This is a genomic window from Pedobacter sp. Bi27 (assembly GCF_918698255.1).
In the GTDB taxonomy this organism is placed as follows: Bacteria; Bacteroidota; Bacteroidia; order Sphingobacteriales; family Sphingobacteriaceae; genus Pedobacter.
This window is the reverse complement of the sequence record NZ_CAKKMW010000003.1, coordinates 65,167-81,100: the sequence shown is the minus strand read 5'-3', so window position 1 is coordinate 81,100 and position 15,934 is coordinate 65,167. Positions and strand designations below refer to the sequence as shown.

Below are 15,934 nucleotides of genomic sequence, written 5' to 3'. Positions count from 1 at the left end.
ATTGCTTTAGTCTTTTAGCTTTCTTAAAACAATTTTACTCTCAAAACGATTATCTAATATAAAACCTTAATGTTATGATAGATCCAGAAGATGACAATTATTCAAACGATCCGAATGATGCTTTACGCAGAGAGGATGATGTTGAAAATATCAACGAAATTAATGGCGACGACACCAACATTGAACATGATAAAGATCTGTTGGAACAAGCCGATGAAGCATCAAGGGCTTCTTATGAGTTAAACCTCGATGATGAGCTAGATGAAGATGATTTAGACGATTAACAAGAAAGCCATCCCGATTTTACATCAGGATGGCTTTCTTGCTTTTTTAGGCTCCGGCTATTGTCGTTGGGCCTTAAACCTTACACCCTCTACCTTAAACCTTTATTTGGCCTTCGGCTTATAAGTTTCGGGATTAACCGCGGTGCTTGTCCATCCTTTTAAAAATGAAGTGATTTTCTTTACATCATGCCCAACTTTCTTTTTACCGTTAGCGCCAATCTCTTCGGTTTCTAAGTAAGAAGAATTTTCGATGTGGAGTACTTTGCCTTTCCCATCCAGAATTAAAAATACCGGAAAACCAAAACGTTGAGGGTAGCCTAAGCTGGCTAAAACAGTTTCGTTTTTATTTTCAGGGCTGTAATTAACCAGAACGGTTTCAAAATTATCGTTAATGTATTTTTTCAGCGTTGCTGTGCTGTCAACCAGATTATGAAAGGCGATACACCAGCTGCACCAGTTACCACCAACCTGCAACAAAACATGTTTATTTTCTTTAGCAGCTTTTGCAACCGCAGCAGCAATTTCAGCTTTAGCATCTGCTTGTGGGTTATAGATATGAACACCTTCTTTTTTCGCCTGACTAAACGCCGCTGTCGAAATTAATGCAGCAGTTAATAAGATGATTAATTTTTTCATGATTTTCGATGAATAATAGCAAATGTAATAAAGTCTAGGGTTACAATGGATTATTCTCGAATTCTTTACAGAGTGGAAACAGTCCGTAGAATGAAAAGGGATTAAGAACGAAGGTTTAATCAAATATGAATTTTACATTCTCCATCTTCATTTTACATATCTTTGTTTTCCAATGGATTTTTTAGACATACATACCCATAAAGTTGCCACCCAACCTGGGGTAACCAGCGTTCAAAGTTTGTCGTTAACCAGCGATATCTTTTTAGCAATGCCTAAAACCAAGCCAATTTCTGTTGGTCTGCATCCCTGGTTTGCTAAAATTGATCACCTCGAACTACAGATGAAATATCTAAGCGTTGTGGCCAATCAAACAAATGTGAAACAGATTGGAGAGTGTGGTTTAGATCGGTTGAGGGGCGAAAACCTTGAAAATCAGACCATAATCTTAGAAAAACAAATTGAATTGGCAGAAAAAATTAATAAACCATTGATTGTACATTGTGTTAAATGCTTTTCAGAATTAATTGCAATTAAAGAACGATTAAAAGTTACAGTACCGATGATTATCCATGGTTTTAATAAAAATGAGCAGCTCGGCCAACAGCTACTGGATAAAGGTTTCCTTCTTTCCTTTGGAATAGCTGCTTTAAAAGAAAATTCGGGCGCAGCTAAGCTGATTCAAAGTACCGATCAATTTTTCCTGGAAACTGATGATTCGGATAGCTCAATTGAAGAAATTTACCAGGCCGCAGCCATTTTAAAAAAATGTAGCATTGATGAGCTTAAAGCTCGTATTTTTGGAGACTGGAATAAATTGATTTTAATCTAAATTTTAACAAGCTGGCCGAAAAACTAATATTTTTAGTAAATCAGCTTAAATATCTCAACTCTAAAAATATTATATTTGTTGGTTTCATGCTTAAGTTTTTAGTAACAAAAAGACCACTATAATTTCTCTAAACTAGATGCAATTAAAAAAAGAGCTTTTAACGCAAATACAATCTATCATAGCCTCTGCAAAAGAACGTGCAATACGTTCTGTTGAGACTGAAAGAATGCTTATGTATTGGCAAATTGGTAAAGTTATTTTTGAAGAAGAACAAAAAGGCAAAGATAGGGCTGATTATGGGGAATACCTTATTAAATCTATATCCAATGAATTTCAACCAAAATTAGGGACAGGATTTTCGATTCGCCAATTAGAGCGAAATAGGCAATTTTATCGTGCTTTTCCAATTGCGTCTGCACTGCGGACGCAATTCAGTTGGACACATTACAAAATCTTGATGAGCATTGATAATCAAGATAAAAAAGACTTCTACATTGCCGAGACTGAAAAAAATAATTGGTCAGCAAGACAGTTAGAGCGGCAAGTAAATAGCCAACTATTTGAACGCCTATTGTTAAGCAACGATGTTGAATCTGTTTTAGCTATAGCCAAAGCAGAAAAACATCCGACAGAACCAACACAGATTATTAAAGACCCAATGATATTAGAATTTTTGGGCTTAAAAAGGGAAGCAGCATATTATGAAAAGGATTTAGAAACGGCAATCATTACCCACCTTCAAGATTTTTTATTAGAAATCGGTAACGGTTTCTCTTTTGTCGCAAGGCAGAAACGGATACATATTGATGGTGATGACTTTTTTATAGACCTCGTTTTTTACAATCGGTTATTACAATGCTTTGTAATAATAGAAATTAAAACAACTAAACTTAGTCACCAAGATATGGGACAGTTGCAGATGTATGTAAACTACTACGATCGTTTTGAAAAACAAAATTTCGAAAACCCAACCATTGGTATTTTACTATGCACCGATAAAAACGATGCTGTAGTAAAAATATCTTTGCCCGAAAATAATAAAACAATTATAGCAAGTAAATACCATCTCTACCTGCCGACAGAGCAGCAATTAATGGCTGAGATGAAAAAAGAAATTGAAAAACTAAGAAGTTAATTAAACGTAATATGTCTGATGTTAGCTGGCTTTCGCGCTCTGCCCTCCTTGTTGGGAATGATGGTATAAATAAACTCCAATCGAAACACGTTTTGGTTATCGGTTTGGGCGGTGTAGGCTCTTTTGCTGCCGAATTTATATGCCGTTCGGGTGTTGGCGAAATGACCATTGTTGATGGTGATGTGGTTGATCCGACCAATCGGAACAGGCAGTTGCCTGCTTTGGCGACCAATCATGGTGTGAGCAAAGCCGAAATAATGCAAGAGCGTTTATTGGCCATTAATCCTGAACTAAAACTTCATGTGGTAAATACTTTTCTTAGTCCGGAGAAATGCAGGGAAATTTTAGAATCTGGCTTTGATTACATTATGGATTGTATCGACAGTGTAATGCCAAAAATCACTTTATTGGGAACTGCATTAGAAAAGAACATTCCTATTGTTAGCTCAATGGGTGCTGGCGGCAAAATGGACCCTACCAGAATAAGGATTACATTGCTTCCAGATACTTATCAATGCGTTTTTGCCAGTTATGTGCGTAAAAGATTGAACAAGCTTGCAAATGCAAGCAAAATAAAGGCTGTTTTCTCAACAGAGGAAATGGATAAAAACTCGATGATCATGACTGATGGGAGTAATTTCAAGCGCTCCGCTTATGGTACAGTTTCTTACCTACCTGCAGCATTTGGCGGTGCCTGCGCCTCGGTTGTAATCCGCGATCTGCTTGGCCTGCCAATCGAAATGGCAGAACGCCCTGCAAGGATCAGCCATAAGACATTGAATAAAAGGAAAAGTAAAAAATCCAAATAGAGGTAGAATTGTTGATATCATGATTTCGAGAAAATTTTAAATTGTTGTAAGTTTAAAATTCGAGAGAAATCATATTATGCCCCAACCCCTCAAAATTCTTCAGGCCTCCGCAGGTTCTGGTAAAACATTCAGTCTTACCGCACATTACCTTACGCTGCTTTTTAGTGGAGACAATAAGTATCGTGAAATTTTAGCGGTCACCTTTACCAACAAGGCGACCGAAGAAATGAAAACCAGGATTCTGGAGGTATTGCTAGGATTGGCAAAGGGCAATCCATCGAAAAAAATCGAAGACTATCGGAAACTCATTTTACTCGCCTATCCGATATTAAGTCCCCAGGAATTACAGTTCAAAGCAGATAAGATTTACCGGAAAATTTTGCACGATTACAGCCGCTTTTCGGTAAGTACGATTGATGGCTTTGTGCAAAAAGTAATCCGTGGGTTTGCTTTCGAGCTGGGACTAAATGCCGATTATAATTTAGAAATGAATTATGACAAGGTTAAAGATGACCTCGTAAACAAACTAGACGAAGCTTTAGACCATAATAAACAACTTTTACAATGGATTATCGATCTGGCAATCGAACGCATTAGCGACAATAAAAGCTGGAACTATAAATTCGAACTTTATAATTTAATTGGAGAAATATTTTCTGAACGTTTCCAGATTTTTGAAGATGCGGTAAGCACCCTTGGTTTAGAAAACGTCGACGAATTATTTAAAAAATACATAGCTGTTACCAAAACAGAAATCAAGAACTTTGAAGAGGAACTGGTTTCTCTGGCAACCGAAGCGAATGAAGCCCTGAATGTAATCGGTGTAGAAACCGAGCACCTCAAAGGGAAATCGCGTAGTCCGCTGGCTAAAATTATCCTGGTAGCAAGAGGCGATTTTTCTAAGATAGAACCACTATTCAATTTAATCGATGAACCTGAAGAGTGGTTTCAAAAAAATGCAAATTTTCCAGAGGCTTACGATACGGTAAATCCGATCCTCCAGAAATTAAAAATGCATTATTTAGCACATTTACCAAATTATAGCCTGGCCATCGCTTTTAATAAAAATCTTTACTATTTAAGGTTGATGCAGGAAATTGCCGTACTATTGAAAGCGTACCGGGCTGAAAATGACAATCTGCTCATTAGCGATGCACAAAAACTGATCTCCGGAATTACCGAAGATGCAGGCGATAACCCTTCTTTTATCTGGGAAAAAGTTGGCAACCGCTACCGTAATTTTTTATTCGACGAATTTCAGGATACCTCTACCAGCCAATGGGGAAGTTTTAAATCGCTCTTAACAAATGCGATGGCCACGCCTAGTAAGGATCTGATCGATCACCTGATTGTTGGCGATACCAAACAATCTATTTACCGCTGGCGCAATGGCGACTGGAACATCCTGCATAAACATGCCAAGCTGGACGTTGGCGCAGAGAATGTATTGGAGGAAAGTTTGGAAGAAAATTATAGAAGTGCCGAGAACATCATCACTTTTAACAATTTCCTTTACAAAGCTATCCCTTTAACGCTGCAGAACGAACTGAACGAAAACCTGGCAAGCAAGCCTGAAAGCATCTCTAAATGGTGGCAAGAACAGCAATACCAGCAGATTATTACCGATATTTATAGTGGCTCAACCCAGAACTTTGCCACCAATACCTTAAAAGGCGGAACCATCAAAATTAAAAAGTTTGGCAAAGATCATGCACCTAATGAAGCGCGTTTTACCGAAACCATTTTCAGGGACATTGCTTTAGACGATATTGTTGAAGAAATAAATCATCTCAAAAACCAGCAGCAGTATGCCCTAAAGGATATTGCCATTTTGGTTCGTTCGAATAGTGAAGCCTTACTGACGGTTAAAAAATTAATGGGGCACAACTTACCGGTTTTATCGGGCGATGCTTTATTAATTTCGAACAACTCGGCTATACAGCTCATCATCAACACTTTGAAAGTGCTCATCGGCTTAGAATCGCAAACAGCATTATATAAAGCCAATTGTATAGCACTGTATCATTCCTTGCACGAGAAAGAGATCAACGCCAATTATTATTTAAACCTTAACAACAAGCCTTTAAACACACTCACGGAAGTTTTACCTGTAGCATTGTGCGAGAACTGGCAAAGCTGGTTACAGCTTCCCCTGCCTGAGCTGGTTGAAATCTTAATTGAAAGCTATGGGCTAAAAAACCTGACCGCCAATTTACCCTACTTGTTGGCTTTTAGAGATCTCACCGCTTCTGCCGGTAAGCTTGGCGAAAAAGGTATTATTTCCTTTTTAACCTGGTGGGAAGAAGACGGTATCAAAAAATCACTACCCTCACCAGAAGGCGCAGATGCCATACAGATCATCACCATACATAAATCTAAAGGGCTGGCCTTTAGGGCTGTTTTCGTTCCTTTTTGTAATTGGGAAATTAAAGGTAAACCGAATGGCACTTTTTGGGTCTCTTCTGAAGAAACGGTTTACAAGGAACTTAAGGGCATTCCATTAAAATACAATGAAGCCCTGGCCGATTCGGCAATCGCGAAAGCATATTATGAGGAGTTACTTTATAATAATATGGATGCGTTGAATATGCTTTATGTGGCTACCACACGTTCAAAAGATTATTTGTACATCGCCACGATGGCAAAAAAAGAGCTAAAATTATCCAATATGGGTGATGTGATCAATTTTACTTTTGATGAGCAATTTGATGAAAACGGGGTATACGAAATCGTAGATAATGTCTCGATCGAAAGTAAATCAGAGGATTCGAATTTTATCAATTTAAATAGTTATCCAACCACAACCCGATTATCAGCGCTATACATCCCTTCAGAAGACAAACATTTAAAGCATTTGGTCAATATTGAAAAATCAGGAAGAAAAGGTTCGTTGTTACATGATATCCTGGCCAGTGCAAGTACTTCAAAAGAGGTAAATGATTATACAAGCAATCTGGTTTTGCAAGGCATTATCAAGGAAGAAGAAAAGCAGAAATTAATCGATTCGGCACTTGAAGTATTAAACAATCCCGAACTTAAGGCCATTTTGGATAAAGCGAGCGAAAGTATCGTAGAAAAAAATATTATTGATGCCCATGGTAAGCTTCATCGCCCCGATCGGGTTTTGATCAATGCAGATGAGGTAATTATTCTGGATTATAAATTTACCTTGGAAGAAAGCGACAAACACATCGAGCAGGTAAACATTTACAGAATATTGCTTACTGAAATGGGTTATCAAAATATCAGAACCTATCTTTTTTACGCGGTTAAAGGCAAGTTGAAATTAGTATAATATGCAGATGAAACCATTTTTACAGGAAGTTGCCGAAGATTTAGTTACCAGGTTTGGAAATCAGCTTGAAAACTGTGCCATTGTTTTTAACAACAAACGGCCATCAGCCTATTTACAGAAACACTTTGCCGATATTATTGGCAAGCCTTTTTTCAGTCCCTCATTTTTTACCATACAAGAATTTTTCTCCAGTTCTACCAGCTATAAAATAGCCGATTTTTACCTCCAGTTTTTTACTTTACACCGTATTTATAATCAACTGCTTGCAGAAGAGCAACTGGAAAGCATTTCGAGCCATAAGTTTTTTCCATTGGCCAAGATCATCTTAAGCGATTTTAATCAGATTGATGCCGATCTTGTTGATGCTGAGAAACTATACCGCGATCTGGAAGATATTTCAGTCATCAATAAAGATTTCGATTATTTAAGCCCTGAGCAATATGAGTTCCTGGCCCAGTTCTGGACTTCCTATTCTGAAGGAAAACACAAAAAACAACAGGAACTGTTCATCAGGATGTGGCGCAGGATGCCCAAGCTTTACCATAAATTCCACTCAACGCTTAAAGAACAGGGATATTTAACCAATGGCTCTGTTTATCGCCACCTGGCCGATAACATTACCGATCTCCAGCAGTTTATTTCAAATTTTGATAAGGGCAAGATCATTTTTGTAGGTTTTAATGCTTTGAGTAGCGCCGAAGCTAAAATATTTACCCAGCTACAAGAAGCCGAAAAATCATTGTTTTATTTTGATGCTGATACTTATTATTTAGATGATATATCGCAGGAAGCAGGTTTGTTTTTACGCAAAAACATGAACCAACTGGGTTTAAAAAATGTATTTGCCGACCATGAAAGTTTAATGAAATCTGCAGAACACCATGTGAAGGTTTTCAAAGTTCAGGGACAATCTGCACAGGCCAAAATCCTAAATAATATTTTAGAAGAAGATTATACAGCTACTGAAACTATTGGCAAAACAGTGGTGGTTTTAGCAGATGAGAGTCTCTTGATCCCAACTTTACAGACGATTCCGACCACATTTAACGGAAAAGAAATCGATCTTAATGTAACGATGGGTTTTGCGCTGTCAACCTCAAGCATTTTTGGCTTGGTTGATTTATGGTTGGGAAGTCAGTTGGAGATTTTACAGCGGAATAAAGTAAGCTACAAAAATGTAGAAGCTTTTTTAACCCATCCCTTAACAGGCCTTACCCAAAAAATGCGCGATAAAATTTTAACCGCATTGTTGGAAGAAAACCAAGTGGAGATCGATCATAAAAGGTTATTACGCCAAAGTGGGCTGTTTGAAACTTTTTATAAAAAAATCGACGATCTGCAGCATGTAGTAACCAATTTACTCGATGTATTGGATTATGTGTTAACAAGATTATCGAATGCGAAAACATTAAAAAAAATCGATGCAGAACTGTTTGTAAAAACCATTCAGGAATTAAATAGGCTGCACGATACTTTTAGCAACCACATCGGTAAAGAGGAAATCCCTTTTGTAATTTACCTCGTTCAAAAATCGCTGCAGGCCATTGCCGTACCGCTTTCAGGCGATCCACTGAATGGGATACAAGTAATGGGATTACTCGAAACGCGAAACTTAAATTTCGATAAAGTGGTGATTTTAGGTTTTAATGAAGGTATTATTCCAAAATCATCCATCGGTAATAGTTTTATTCCCGATTCTATACGTCGTGTTTACGGCCTTCCGGTTCTTGAAAATCTCGATGCCATTTCCTCTTATATGATATACCGTCTATTACAAAGAGCAAAGAATATCAATTTTGTCTATAATAGCTTAACCGACGAGTCTACTTCAGGCGAAGCCAGCAGAATCTTAAAGCAGCTTGAGTACGAAAGCGGTTTCGACTTTACCTATAATGAGCTTAATCTGGAGGTAAAAACCGAGCCTTTTAAGGAAGTAAAGATCGAGAAAACCAATAATGCTTTTATCCAGGAAACACTTCAGAAATACCTCGATAAAAAGAAGATACTTTCTCCATCGGCACTTACCCAGTATATCTCCAACCCGATAGATTTCTTTTTCAATTACATTGCAGGCATTAAAGAGCCTAAAGAGATCAGTGCAGTGGTAGAAGCCAACGAAATAGGTTCGATTTTACACAAAGTGATGGAGTATTTTTACGAGGATTTAAGGTCGGCTGAAATTACTGCAGAGCGGATTAAAGAGAAACGGAAACAGATTCCCTCTTTGATACAAAAAGGTTTTAATGCCGTGATGTTTAAAAATCCTGATACAGTGATGGAATATAAGGGTATGCAAAAGGTAATTTTATCGATTGTTGATGCCTATGTAAACATCATTTTAAATCAGGATGAAGCCCAAACGCCATTTACAATCATTAGCCTAGAGCAAAAAGTAGAAGCCGAAATCAGTTTCCCGCTTAAAGGAAGAGAAGCCAGCGTTAAAATATTTGGTTTTATAGACCGTGTTGATGTAAAAGATGGGGTAACTAAAATTATTGATTACAAAACAGGAAGTGATGAGTTAACCTTTAAAGACATCCCTGAATTATTCAATTCTGATGGCAAAAATATCAACAAAGCTTTAATCCAAACTTTATTGTACACCTATGTTTATGAACAATTCTCGGGCAGAACTTTTGTAGAACCCAATCTTTATGTAGTAAAAACCATGAGTGTAGATGGCGTTTGGTTTAAATCAGGCAGGCAAAACCTATCTGGAGCTTATTTGGAAGAAATTAAACCGGAATTTCTTGCTGAGTTAAGAAAAAAATTAACCGAACTTTTCGAAGCACCTTATTTCGTTGCCAGTGCCATTGAGGATAATTACAAATATTCTATTTATAAAACCTTGTTTGGAAAGTAGTTTCAATCGCAAAGAAATAAAGTCAATCGCAAAGAGCGCAAGTGCTTAGTAAAATAACCACAGAGCACACAAAGTAAGCCGCAGAGTACCCAGAGCTGGATTGAAAAATATCAACTTCGTGTCCTCCGTGAAAATTTCCGTGTGCTCTGTGGTAAAACAAAACTTTGTGTTCTTTGCAAAAAACTTTGCGTGCTTTGCGGTTAATCTCTTAAATTTAAAAATGCTAGCCTTAAATTTCACAAAATTCCCCATACTCGAAACTGAACGTTTAATTCTCCGTGAACACGATCTTGCTGATGCCGAAGCACTTTTTGCCATGCGTACCAATGAAACGGTCATGAAATATATTGACAGAGAAAGGCCCAAAGATATTTTCGAAATCAAAGATTTTATCTCACGTTTTAGAAATGGTTACGAAAATGGCGACAACCTGGCTTGGGTAATCGCCTTAAAAGAAAACCCTGAACAAATGATCGGATCCGTAGGTTATTGGCGCACTGATTTTGCTAACCACAGGGCTGAAATTGGCTACATGCTCCATCCCGATTATTGGAGAAAAGGAATTATTTCGGAAGCATTAAAGAGATCAATTGCATTTGGCTTTGAACAGGTTAATCTACACACCATCAGCGCTAATATTAATGTCGAAAACGATGCCTCAAGGCAAATGCTGATTAAACACGGATTTGTAAAAGAAGCACATTTTAAACAAGATTATTATTTTAGGGGCCAGTTTCTGGATAGCGAAATTTATGGATTGCTAAATCCAAATCATTAAATCATGGTAAAAATGGGCTTTTAATAAAAAGGGGCATCATCTCGACCAGAGCATGGCGGAGCGGAGAGATCTATTGTGCGCCAGCCTTCTATTTATACAATAGCAGCAATATTATTTATTTTGAAGAAGATATTTCGGAAAAAGCACATGCTTTAATACAATAAGCTAATCAAAAACACAATTGCCCAATATTATTTCTTCTTTTAACAGATAAACAAAAAATACAGCCTCAAAGAGCCTGAATAATTAGGCAGATTACCCATAATTATTACAAAACATAGGCATTTTAGCCTTTGGTTTCAAAGCGATTAATAATTATATTTGCCACCGTTATTAAAATTTACAATGAGAGAAATCCAATTTAGAGAAGCACTACGCGAAGCCATGAGCGAAGAAATGCGTAAAGATGACCGCGTTTTTTTATTAGGTGAAGAAGTAGCAGAATATAACGGTGCGTACAAAGTAAGTCAGGGTATGCTTGACGAATTTGGTGCGAAACGCATTATCGATACCCCGATTGCCGAACTAGGTTTCGCAGGTATTGCAACTGGTGCAGCAACAGCAGGCCTTATTCCAATTGTGGAATTTATGACTTTTAACTTCTCATTAGTAGCTATCGATCAGATTATCAATGGTGCTGCTAAAATTTTATCAATGAGCGGTGGTCAGTTCTCATGCCCTATGGTTTTTCGTGGCCCAACAGGTAACGCAGGTCAATTAGGGGCACAACACTCTCAAAACTTCGAAAACTGGTTTGCAAATACACCAGGATTAAAAGTGGTAGTTCCAGCTACTCCTTACGATGCAAAAGGATTATTAAAGCAATCAATTATAGATCAGGATCCGGTTATTTTCATGGAATCTGAAGTAATGTACGGCGATAAGGGCGATGTTCCTGCAGAAGAGTACTATATCGAATTAGGAAAAGCAAACGTAACCAAACAAGGTACCGATGTTACTATCGTAACCTTTGGTAAAATGTTAACTCGCGTTGTAAACCCAGCTGTAGAAGAATTAACTAAAGAAGGAATCAATGTTGAAGTGATCGATTTACGTACCGTACGTCCTATTGATTATGATACCATTATCGCTTCTGTTAAGAAAACAAACCGTTTGGTTGTTGTAGAAGAGGCATGGCCTTTGGCATCTCTTTCTGGAGAGATTGCTTTCATGGTACAAAAACATGCATTCGATTATTTAGATGCACCGGTTTTACGTATCACCTGTGCCGACGTTCCACTTCCATATTCACCAACTTTAATCGCAGCAAGCTTACCAAATGCTGAGCGTGTGGTTAAAGCAGTAAAAGAAGTAATGTACGTTAAAAAGTAATTACAAATTGTAGTCTGAGCTTAGTCGAAGACCAAAACATATAAATCCTCCAAAGAAATTTGGGGGATTTTTTTATTCCCCTCTTTCAGAGGGGTGTCCGCAGGACGGGGTGTATTAGTAACATTCTGCTATACCTTCCAGAGGTAGTTGTATTAATAAAGATTTGAAAATCAACTTCAGTAATCCTTCGGTTTCATCAGTCCTGCCATTCATTGCAATCTTTTTGGCCGGTTACCTACTCCATTTATCGTCGTTGCGAGGGGGGACGATGAAGCAATCTTTCCTGTAGGGCACACCAAAAAGTATTTCCATTTCTGTCAGGTTTAGTGAACCATGGCCTGTATAAGAAACACAATTCAGTTTCCTGCTCAAAGCAAAAAAAATGCGTGATAATTTTTATATTCGTTGCACAAAGAAACTCCTTCCATGTCCGAATACATAGCCGATCAAACCTTCGAAAAAGCCGATTTTACCTCACGGGCACTCCCAAAAGCAGAATACGAAAACTGTAAATTCATCAATTGTGATTTCTCCAGTTCAGATTTAAGCGGCGTTAAGCTTTTAGATTGCGAATTTATCTCCTGTAACTTAAGTCTGGCAAGCCTTACCAAAACCTCATTTATTGATGTAAACTTTCAAGACTGTAAAATGCTTGGATTAAGATTCGAAAACTGCAATGATTTTGGGCTGGCATTTGGTTTTAACAACTGCAAACTCGATCATTCTTCTTTCTATAAATTAAAACTGAAGAAAACAGATTTCAAAAATTCGCAATTGCATGAGGTTGATTTTTCGGAAAGTGATCTAGCCAATTCAACCTTCGATAATTGTGATTTATTAAACGCAACTTTCGACAGGAGCATTCTCGAAAAAGCAGATTTTAGAACAGCTTATAATTACTCTATAGATCCGGAAAAAAACAAGGTCAAAAAGGCGAAATTTTCACAATCCGGACTTGCAGGGCTATTGCACAAATATGATATAGATATTAAATAATGATATATAAAAGGTCTGTAATTTACTATATTAGTCTATCTATATTACAAAATGAGACCATTAGCTTATTTTCTCTGTTTATTCCTATCTGGCATCTCAACCTATGCCCATAGCGGATATTTTTCTGTTAAGAACATAAAAAACAATAATGGCTTTTCATTTCCAATTGTTTCTGGCCGTAATGGTTCTTCGGCTTCAAAAAAGATCAATCAGTTATTGCAAATTTCTGAATTGGAGATTTTAAGAAAATCGTCAGGTCAAAATATTTTCAAAAAAATCAGCACTAACAACAATGGTCTTTATGGTGGTAAAGTCTCCATTTCATATGCTATTCAAACCAATAGCAGTAAATTGCTCTCCATTAAATTTAATCAGGCCAGTTGTGGCATGACCTGTCATTATTGGGTCCGTTATTATAATTTCAATGCCCAAAATGGCGAACTCCTTCAATTAAAGGACATGTTTACCGAAGCCGGGTATCGAGAATTCTATAAAAAAATTGCAGAGAAAAGAATCAAACGACTCAGAGAAGAAATAAAAAAGCTCGATAAAGCAGAGCAGGCAGATTTTAAAGAAATCGAAAGTTATTATGGCGATGACGATTTAAATGATTTTTACATCAAAAATGGCAACCTATACATTGATGGCGATAACAGTTTTCATAAAAACTTAAAATTCTCGGGAATCGAAACAGTTTGTGCATTTAAAAATGCAGAATTCAAGAAATTTTTAAATCCGTATGGGAAATCTATTTTTAATCTTAACAATCAACCTATAAAAGAATTTCATTCAAAATCCTTACCGCAATTGTATACAGGAAAAATTGCAGGAAAAAATGTATTAATGGTTATAAATAAGGGCTATAAAAATGAGATCAGTGCCGAATATGTATATCTAAGGTATGGCGATGGTATATTCTTGACCGGACAATTAAACGACACAACATTGTCGCTATCGGAAAAGAACAGAGATTATAAAGATGTTGGCTTTATCAAAGCTGAATTTAAAAACAACCAGATCGAGGGCACTTGGATGAGCAAACAAAAAGATAAGATTTACAAAGTATCCTTAAATAAAATCTAAATTTATGGAACAGCCCAAACCAGAAAACATTGATCAATACATTGCTAATTTCCCAATAGAAACGCAAAAGCTATTACAGCAAATCCGTGAAACTATATACAAAACCGTACCAGAAGCCAAAGAAGTAATCAGTTATGGCATGCCAGCCTTTAAACAAAACACGGTGCTCGTTTATTTTGCGGGTTATGCCAAACACATTGGCTTTTATCCAACCGGTTCAGGAATTGAAGCATTTAAAGAAGAATTTGCCCAGTATAAATGGAGCAAAGGAACTGTACAGTTTCCTTTAGACAAACCTTTACCGCTAGACCTGATTACCCGAATCACCAAGTTTAAAGCAGAAAGGGATTTAGAGAAGGTCAAAAACAAAAAATCCAAGTAGTTCTGGTTTCCTATCTGGGAAAAATGGAGGTATAATTATGGAAAACAGTTCAAAAAAGCATCTGTTTAGTAAAATCTTACTAAACCGACGCCAAACAGATGAAAAAAATACTTTTACTCCTAGTCATCTTTATCTCTACCAAATCATTTAGTCAGAAAGCAACAGTTGTAGAAATTGAAACACTTTCGAAACCAGCAAAGCTACTTCCAGTTGTTCCTACTTCGGAAATACTCAAAGTGTTGAAAGCCGATGTAGAAAGAAACGTTGAAAATCTACCCGACAGTTTGGTTTATTATGGTGAGCACCCTTTCCTAACGGGCATTTTAAATTCATATATAGATCACAGGCCGTTTGTGATTTCTCCCGATATTTTCTGGTTATTGATCTGCCAGGGTTTTGCCCGGCATATCACTCAAAATACAGAAGAACTCAGGTCGCAGATGGTAAACTTTGAGGGTAGAAAAACCTTGACTATTGTTTCAAATAAAATCCAGATTGGCAATCCTCAATCAGATTGGGCATCAATTTTCCCTCAGTTTAATGAACAGATCAACGATTATACAGGCAAAAAATTGGTTGGTATTTTAACTTCCGATTTTACTACAACTACACCAACTTCAAAAATTGTGAGCCAGGTTACGATTATGGAAGCCGTAAAATCTTATTTCGAATTTAAGGTGATTATTATTGGTTGTGGAATTCCGAAAATCACCATAGAAGGCACAACCCACGATTGGAAAAAATTACTGGAGAAAACAAAACATCTCTCTCAGTATAAATTAGAGTGGTGGACAAATGAGCTCATCCCAATTCTCGAAGAAATTATTGCCGCAAAAAAAGGAAAAGTAAATAAGGATTTCTGGATGAACATGGTAAAATACCATACCGAAAAGAAATATGGAACCGTAAATACAATCGACGGTTGGATTGTAAAGTTTTTCCCTTACACCAAAGAAGGAAATAAAACAGGTTTAAAGCCGATTACGAGTGTAAACAGTTTGGCTTCTGAAATTGTAAAAGTTCCATTTATTCTAAAAGATGATGAGCACCATACATCAAACAATATGGAAATCTGGGCTGGCTTTATCGGCCTTTCTCAAAACAATAAAGACTTTGCCATGAAACCAGAAATGAGCTGGGCGATCATCAATAAAAACAGTGCTCCTTCTGAAACTTCTGTTTTCGACAATAAAACGCATGCTGATGATCTTTCCATGAGCAATATCAATGAAATTCCGAAAGCCTTATATAAGTTGGAAAGTATTGGTTCACTTAGGATCAAGTTCACTAAAAATATTGTTATCCCCGATGAACTTAGTAAAATCAAGATCAGAAGCTTAAATTTAGATGGGAAAATTACTGAGGTGGAAACACAGCGGATTTTAAAACTTTTTCCAAACAGTTGGCTGATCATAAATGACAAATCAGTCGATCATTGATAAATATATCTACCATTTTTTAAAACTTACTCACAAATTTCGGTGGAAAACTTCATTTTAAAAATCCTGAAAT

13 protein-coding genes are annotated in these 15,934 nt (G+C 37.0%); 12 read left to right on the top strand and 1 reads right to left on the bottom strand.

What is annotated here, in order from left to right; all coding sequences use genetic code 11:
• Positions 1–74: 74 nt before the first annotated feature.
• Positions 75–284: a hypothetical protein gene (locus LQ227_RS10455; protein WP_230144323.1), complete on the top strand. Its 210-nt coding sequence runs from the start codon at positions 75–77 to the stop codon at positions 282–284.
• Between the two features lie 102 nt (positions 285–386).
• Here LQ227_RS10455 and LQ227_RS10450 read toward each other — a convergent pair whose 3' ends face one another.
• Entirely contained in the window at positions 387–920 is a 534-nt protein-coding gene (locus LQ227_RS10450; protein WP_230144322.1) for a thioredoxin family protein, read from the bottom strand.
• 172 nt (positions 921–1,092) lie between these two features.
• Between LQ227_RS10450 and LQ227_RS10445 the strand changes: the two genes are divergently transcribed.
• The 11 genes from LQ227_RS10445 to LQ227_RS10395 all read left to right on the top strand — a co-directional run bounded on the left by LQ227_RS10445 (position 1,093) and on the right by LQ227_RS10395 (position 15,861).
• A complete protein-coding gene (locus LQ227_RS10445) occupies positions 1,093–1,749 on the top strand; it encodes a TatD family hydrolase (RefSeq protein WP_230144321.1) in 657 nt (218 codons plus the stop codon).
• A 136-nt stretch (positions 1,750–1,885) separates the two neighbouring features.
• Positions 1,886–2,884 (top strand): YhcG family protein, encoded by a 999-nt coding sequence (locus LQ227_RS10440; protein WP_230144320.1) that lies wholly within the window; start codon positions 1,886–1,888, stop codon positions 2,882–2,884.
• 11 nt (positions 2,885–2,895) lie between these two features.
• Complete coding sequence (locus LQ227_RS10435) at positions 2,896–3,693, top strand: ThiF family adenylyltransferase (protein ID WP_230144319.1); 798 nt, start codon at positions 2,896–2,898, stop codon at positions 3,691–3,693.
• A gap of 76 nt (positions 3,694–3,769) precedes the next feature.
• Positions 3,770–6,988, top strand: coding sequence for an exodeoxyribonuclease V subunit beta (locus tag LQ227_RS10430; RefSeq protein WP_230149272.1), 3,219 nt, complete (start codon positions 3,770–3,772; stop codon positions 6,986–6,988).
• A gap of 7 nt (positions 6,989–6,995) precedes the next feature.
• Positions 6,996–9,851, top strand: coding sequence for a PD-(D/E)XK nuclease family protein (locus LQ227_RS10425; RefSeq protein WP_230149270.1), 2,856 nt, complete (start codon positions 6,996–6,998; stop codon positions 9,849–9,851).
• A 220-nt stretch (positions 9,852–10,071) separates the two neighbouring features.
• Positions 10,072–10,629 (top strand): GNAT family N-acetyltransferase, encoded by a 558-nt coding sequence (locus LQ227_RS10420; protein WP_230144316.1) that lies wholly within the window; start codon positions 10,072–10,074, stop codon positions 10,627–10,629.
• A gap of 345 nt (positions 10,630–10,974) precedes the next feature.
• Positions 10,975–11,961: a pyruvate dehydrogenase complex E1 component subunit beta gene (locus LQ227_RS10415; RefSeq protein WP_029275017.1), complete on the top strand. Its 987-nt coding sequence runs from the start codon at positions 10,975–10,977 to the stop codon at positions 11,959–11,961.
• A 426-nt stretch (positions 11,962–12,387) separates the two neighbouring features.
• On the top strand, positions 12,388–12,957 hold the full coding sequence (locus LQ227_RS10410) for a pentapeptide repeat-containing protein (protein WP_230144315.1): 570 nt from the start codon (positions 12,388–12,390) through the stop codon (positions 12,955–12,957).
• A gap of 51 nt (positions 12,958–13,008) precedes the next feature.
• Positions 13,009–14,040, top strand: a complete 1,032-nt coding sequence (locus LQ227_RS10405) for a hypothetical protein (RefSeq protein ID WP_230144314.1) — start codon at positions 13,009–13,011, stop codon at positions 14,038–14,040.
• A gap of 4 nt (positions 14,041–14,044) precedes the next feature.
• Complete coding sequence (locus LQ227_RS10400; RefSeq protein ID WP_230144313.1) at positions 14,045–14,422, top strand: iron chaperone; 378 nt, start codon at positions 14,045–14,047, stop codon at positions 14,420–14,422.
• Between the two features lie 98 nt (positions 14,423–14,520).
• Positions 14,521–15,861 (top strand): DUF4419 domain-containing protein, encoded by a 1,341-nt coding sequence (locus LQ227_RS10395; RefSeq protein WP_230149268.1) that lies wholly within the window; start codon positions 14,521–14,523, stop codon positions 15,859–15,861.
• The last annotated feature ends 73 nt before the right edge of the window (positions 15,862–15,934 follow it).

What these genes read in the sequence shown, in the direction of transcription:
- LQ227_RS10405 (WP_230144314.1), top strand. Translation starts at nt 13,009, where the DNA reads ATGAGACCATTAGCTTATTTTCTCTGTTTATTCCTATCTGGCATCTCA.
- LQ227_RS10400 (WP_230144313.1), top strand. Translation starts at nt 14,045, where the DNA reads ATGGAACAGCCCAAACCAGAAAACATTGATCAATACATTGCTAATTTC.
- LQ227_RS10415 (WP_029275017.1), top strand. Translation starts at nt 10,975, where the DNA reads ATGAGAGAAATCCAATTTAGAGAAGCACTACGCGAAGCCATGAGCGAA.
- LQ227_RS10450 (WP_230144322.1), bottom strand. Translation starts at nt 920, where the DNA reads ATGAAAAAATTAATCATCTTATTAACTGCTGCATTAATTTCGACAGCG.
- LQ227_RS10425 (WP_230149270.1), top strand. Translation starts at nt 6,996, where the DNA reads ATGAAACCATTTTTACAGGAAGTTGCCGAAGATTTAGTTACCAGGTTT.
- LQ227_RS10420 (WP_230144316.1), top strand. Translation starts at nt 10,072, where the DNA reads ATGCTAGCCTTAAATTTCACAAAATTCCCCATACTCGAAACTGAACGT.
- LQ227_RS10440 (WP_230144320.1), top strand. Translation starts at nt 1,886, where the DNA reads ATGCAATTAAAAAAAGAGCTTTTAACGCAAATACAATCTATCATAGCC.
- LQ227_RS10395 (WP_230149268.1), top strand. Translation starts at nt 14,521, where the DNA reads ATGAAAAAAATACTTTTACTCCTAGTCATCTTTATCTCTACCAAATCA.
- LQ227_RS10435 (WP_230144319.1), top strand. Translation starts at nt 2,896, where the DNA reads ATGTCTGATGTTAGCTGGCTTTCGCGCTCTGCCCTCCTTGTTGGGAAT.
- LQ227_RS10445 (WP_230144321.1), top strand. Translation starts at nt 1,093, where the DNA reads ATGGATTTTTTAGACATACATACCCATAAAGTTGCCACCCAACCTGGG.
- LQ227_RS10430 (WP_230149272.1), top strand. Translation starts at nt 3,770, where the DNA reads ATGCCCCAACCCCTCAAAATTCTTCAGGCCTCCGCAGGTTCTGGTAAA.
- LQ227_RS10455 (WP_230144323.1), top strand. Translation starts at nt 75, where the DNA reads ATGATAGATCCAGAAGATGACAATTATTCAAACGATCCGAATGATGCT.
- LQ227_RS10410 (WP_230144315.1), top strand. Translation starts at nt 12,388, where the DNA reads ATGTCCGAATACATAGCCGATCAAACCTTCGAAAAAGCCGATTTTACC.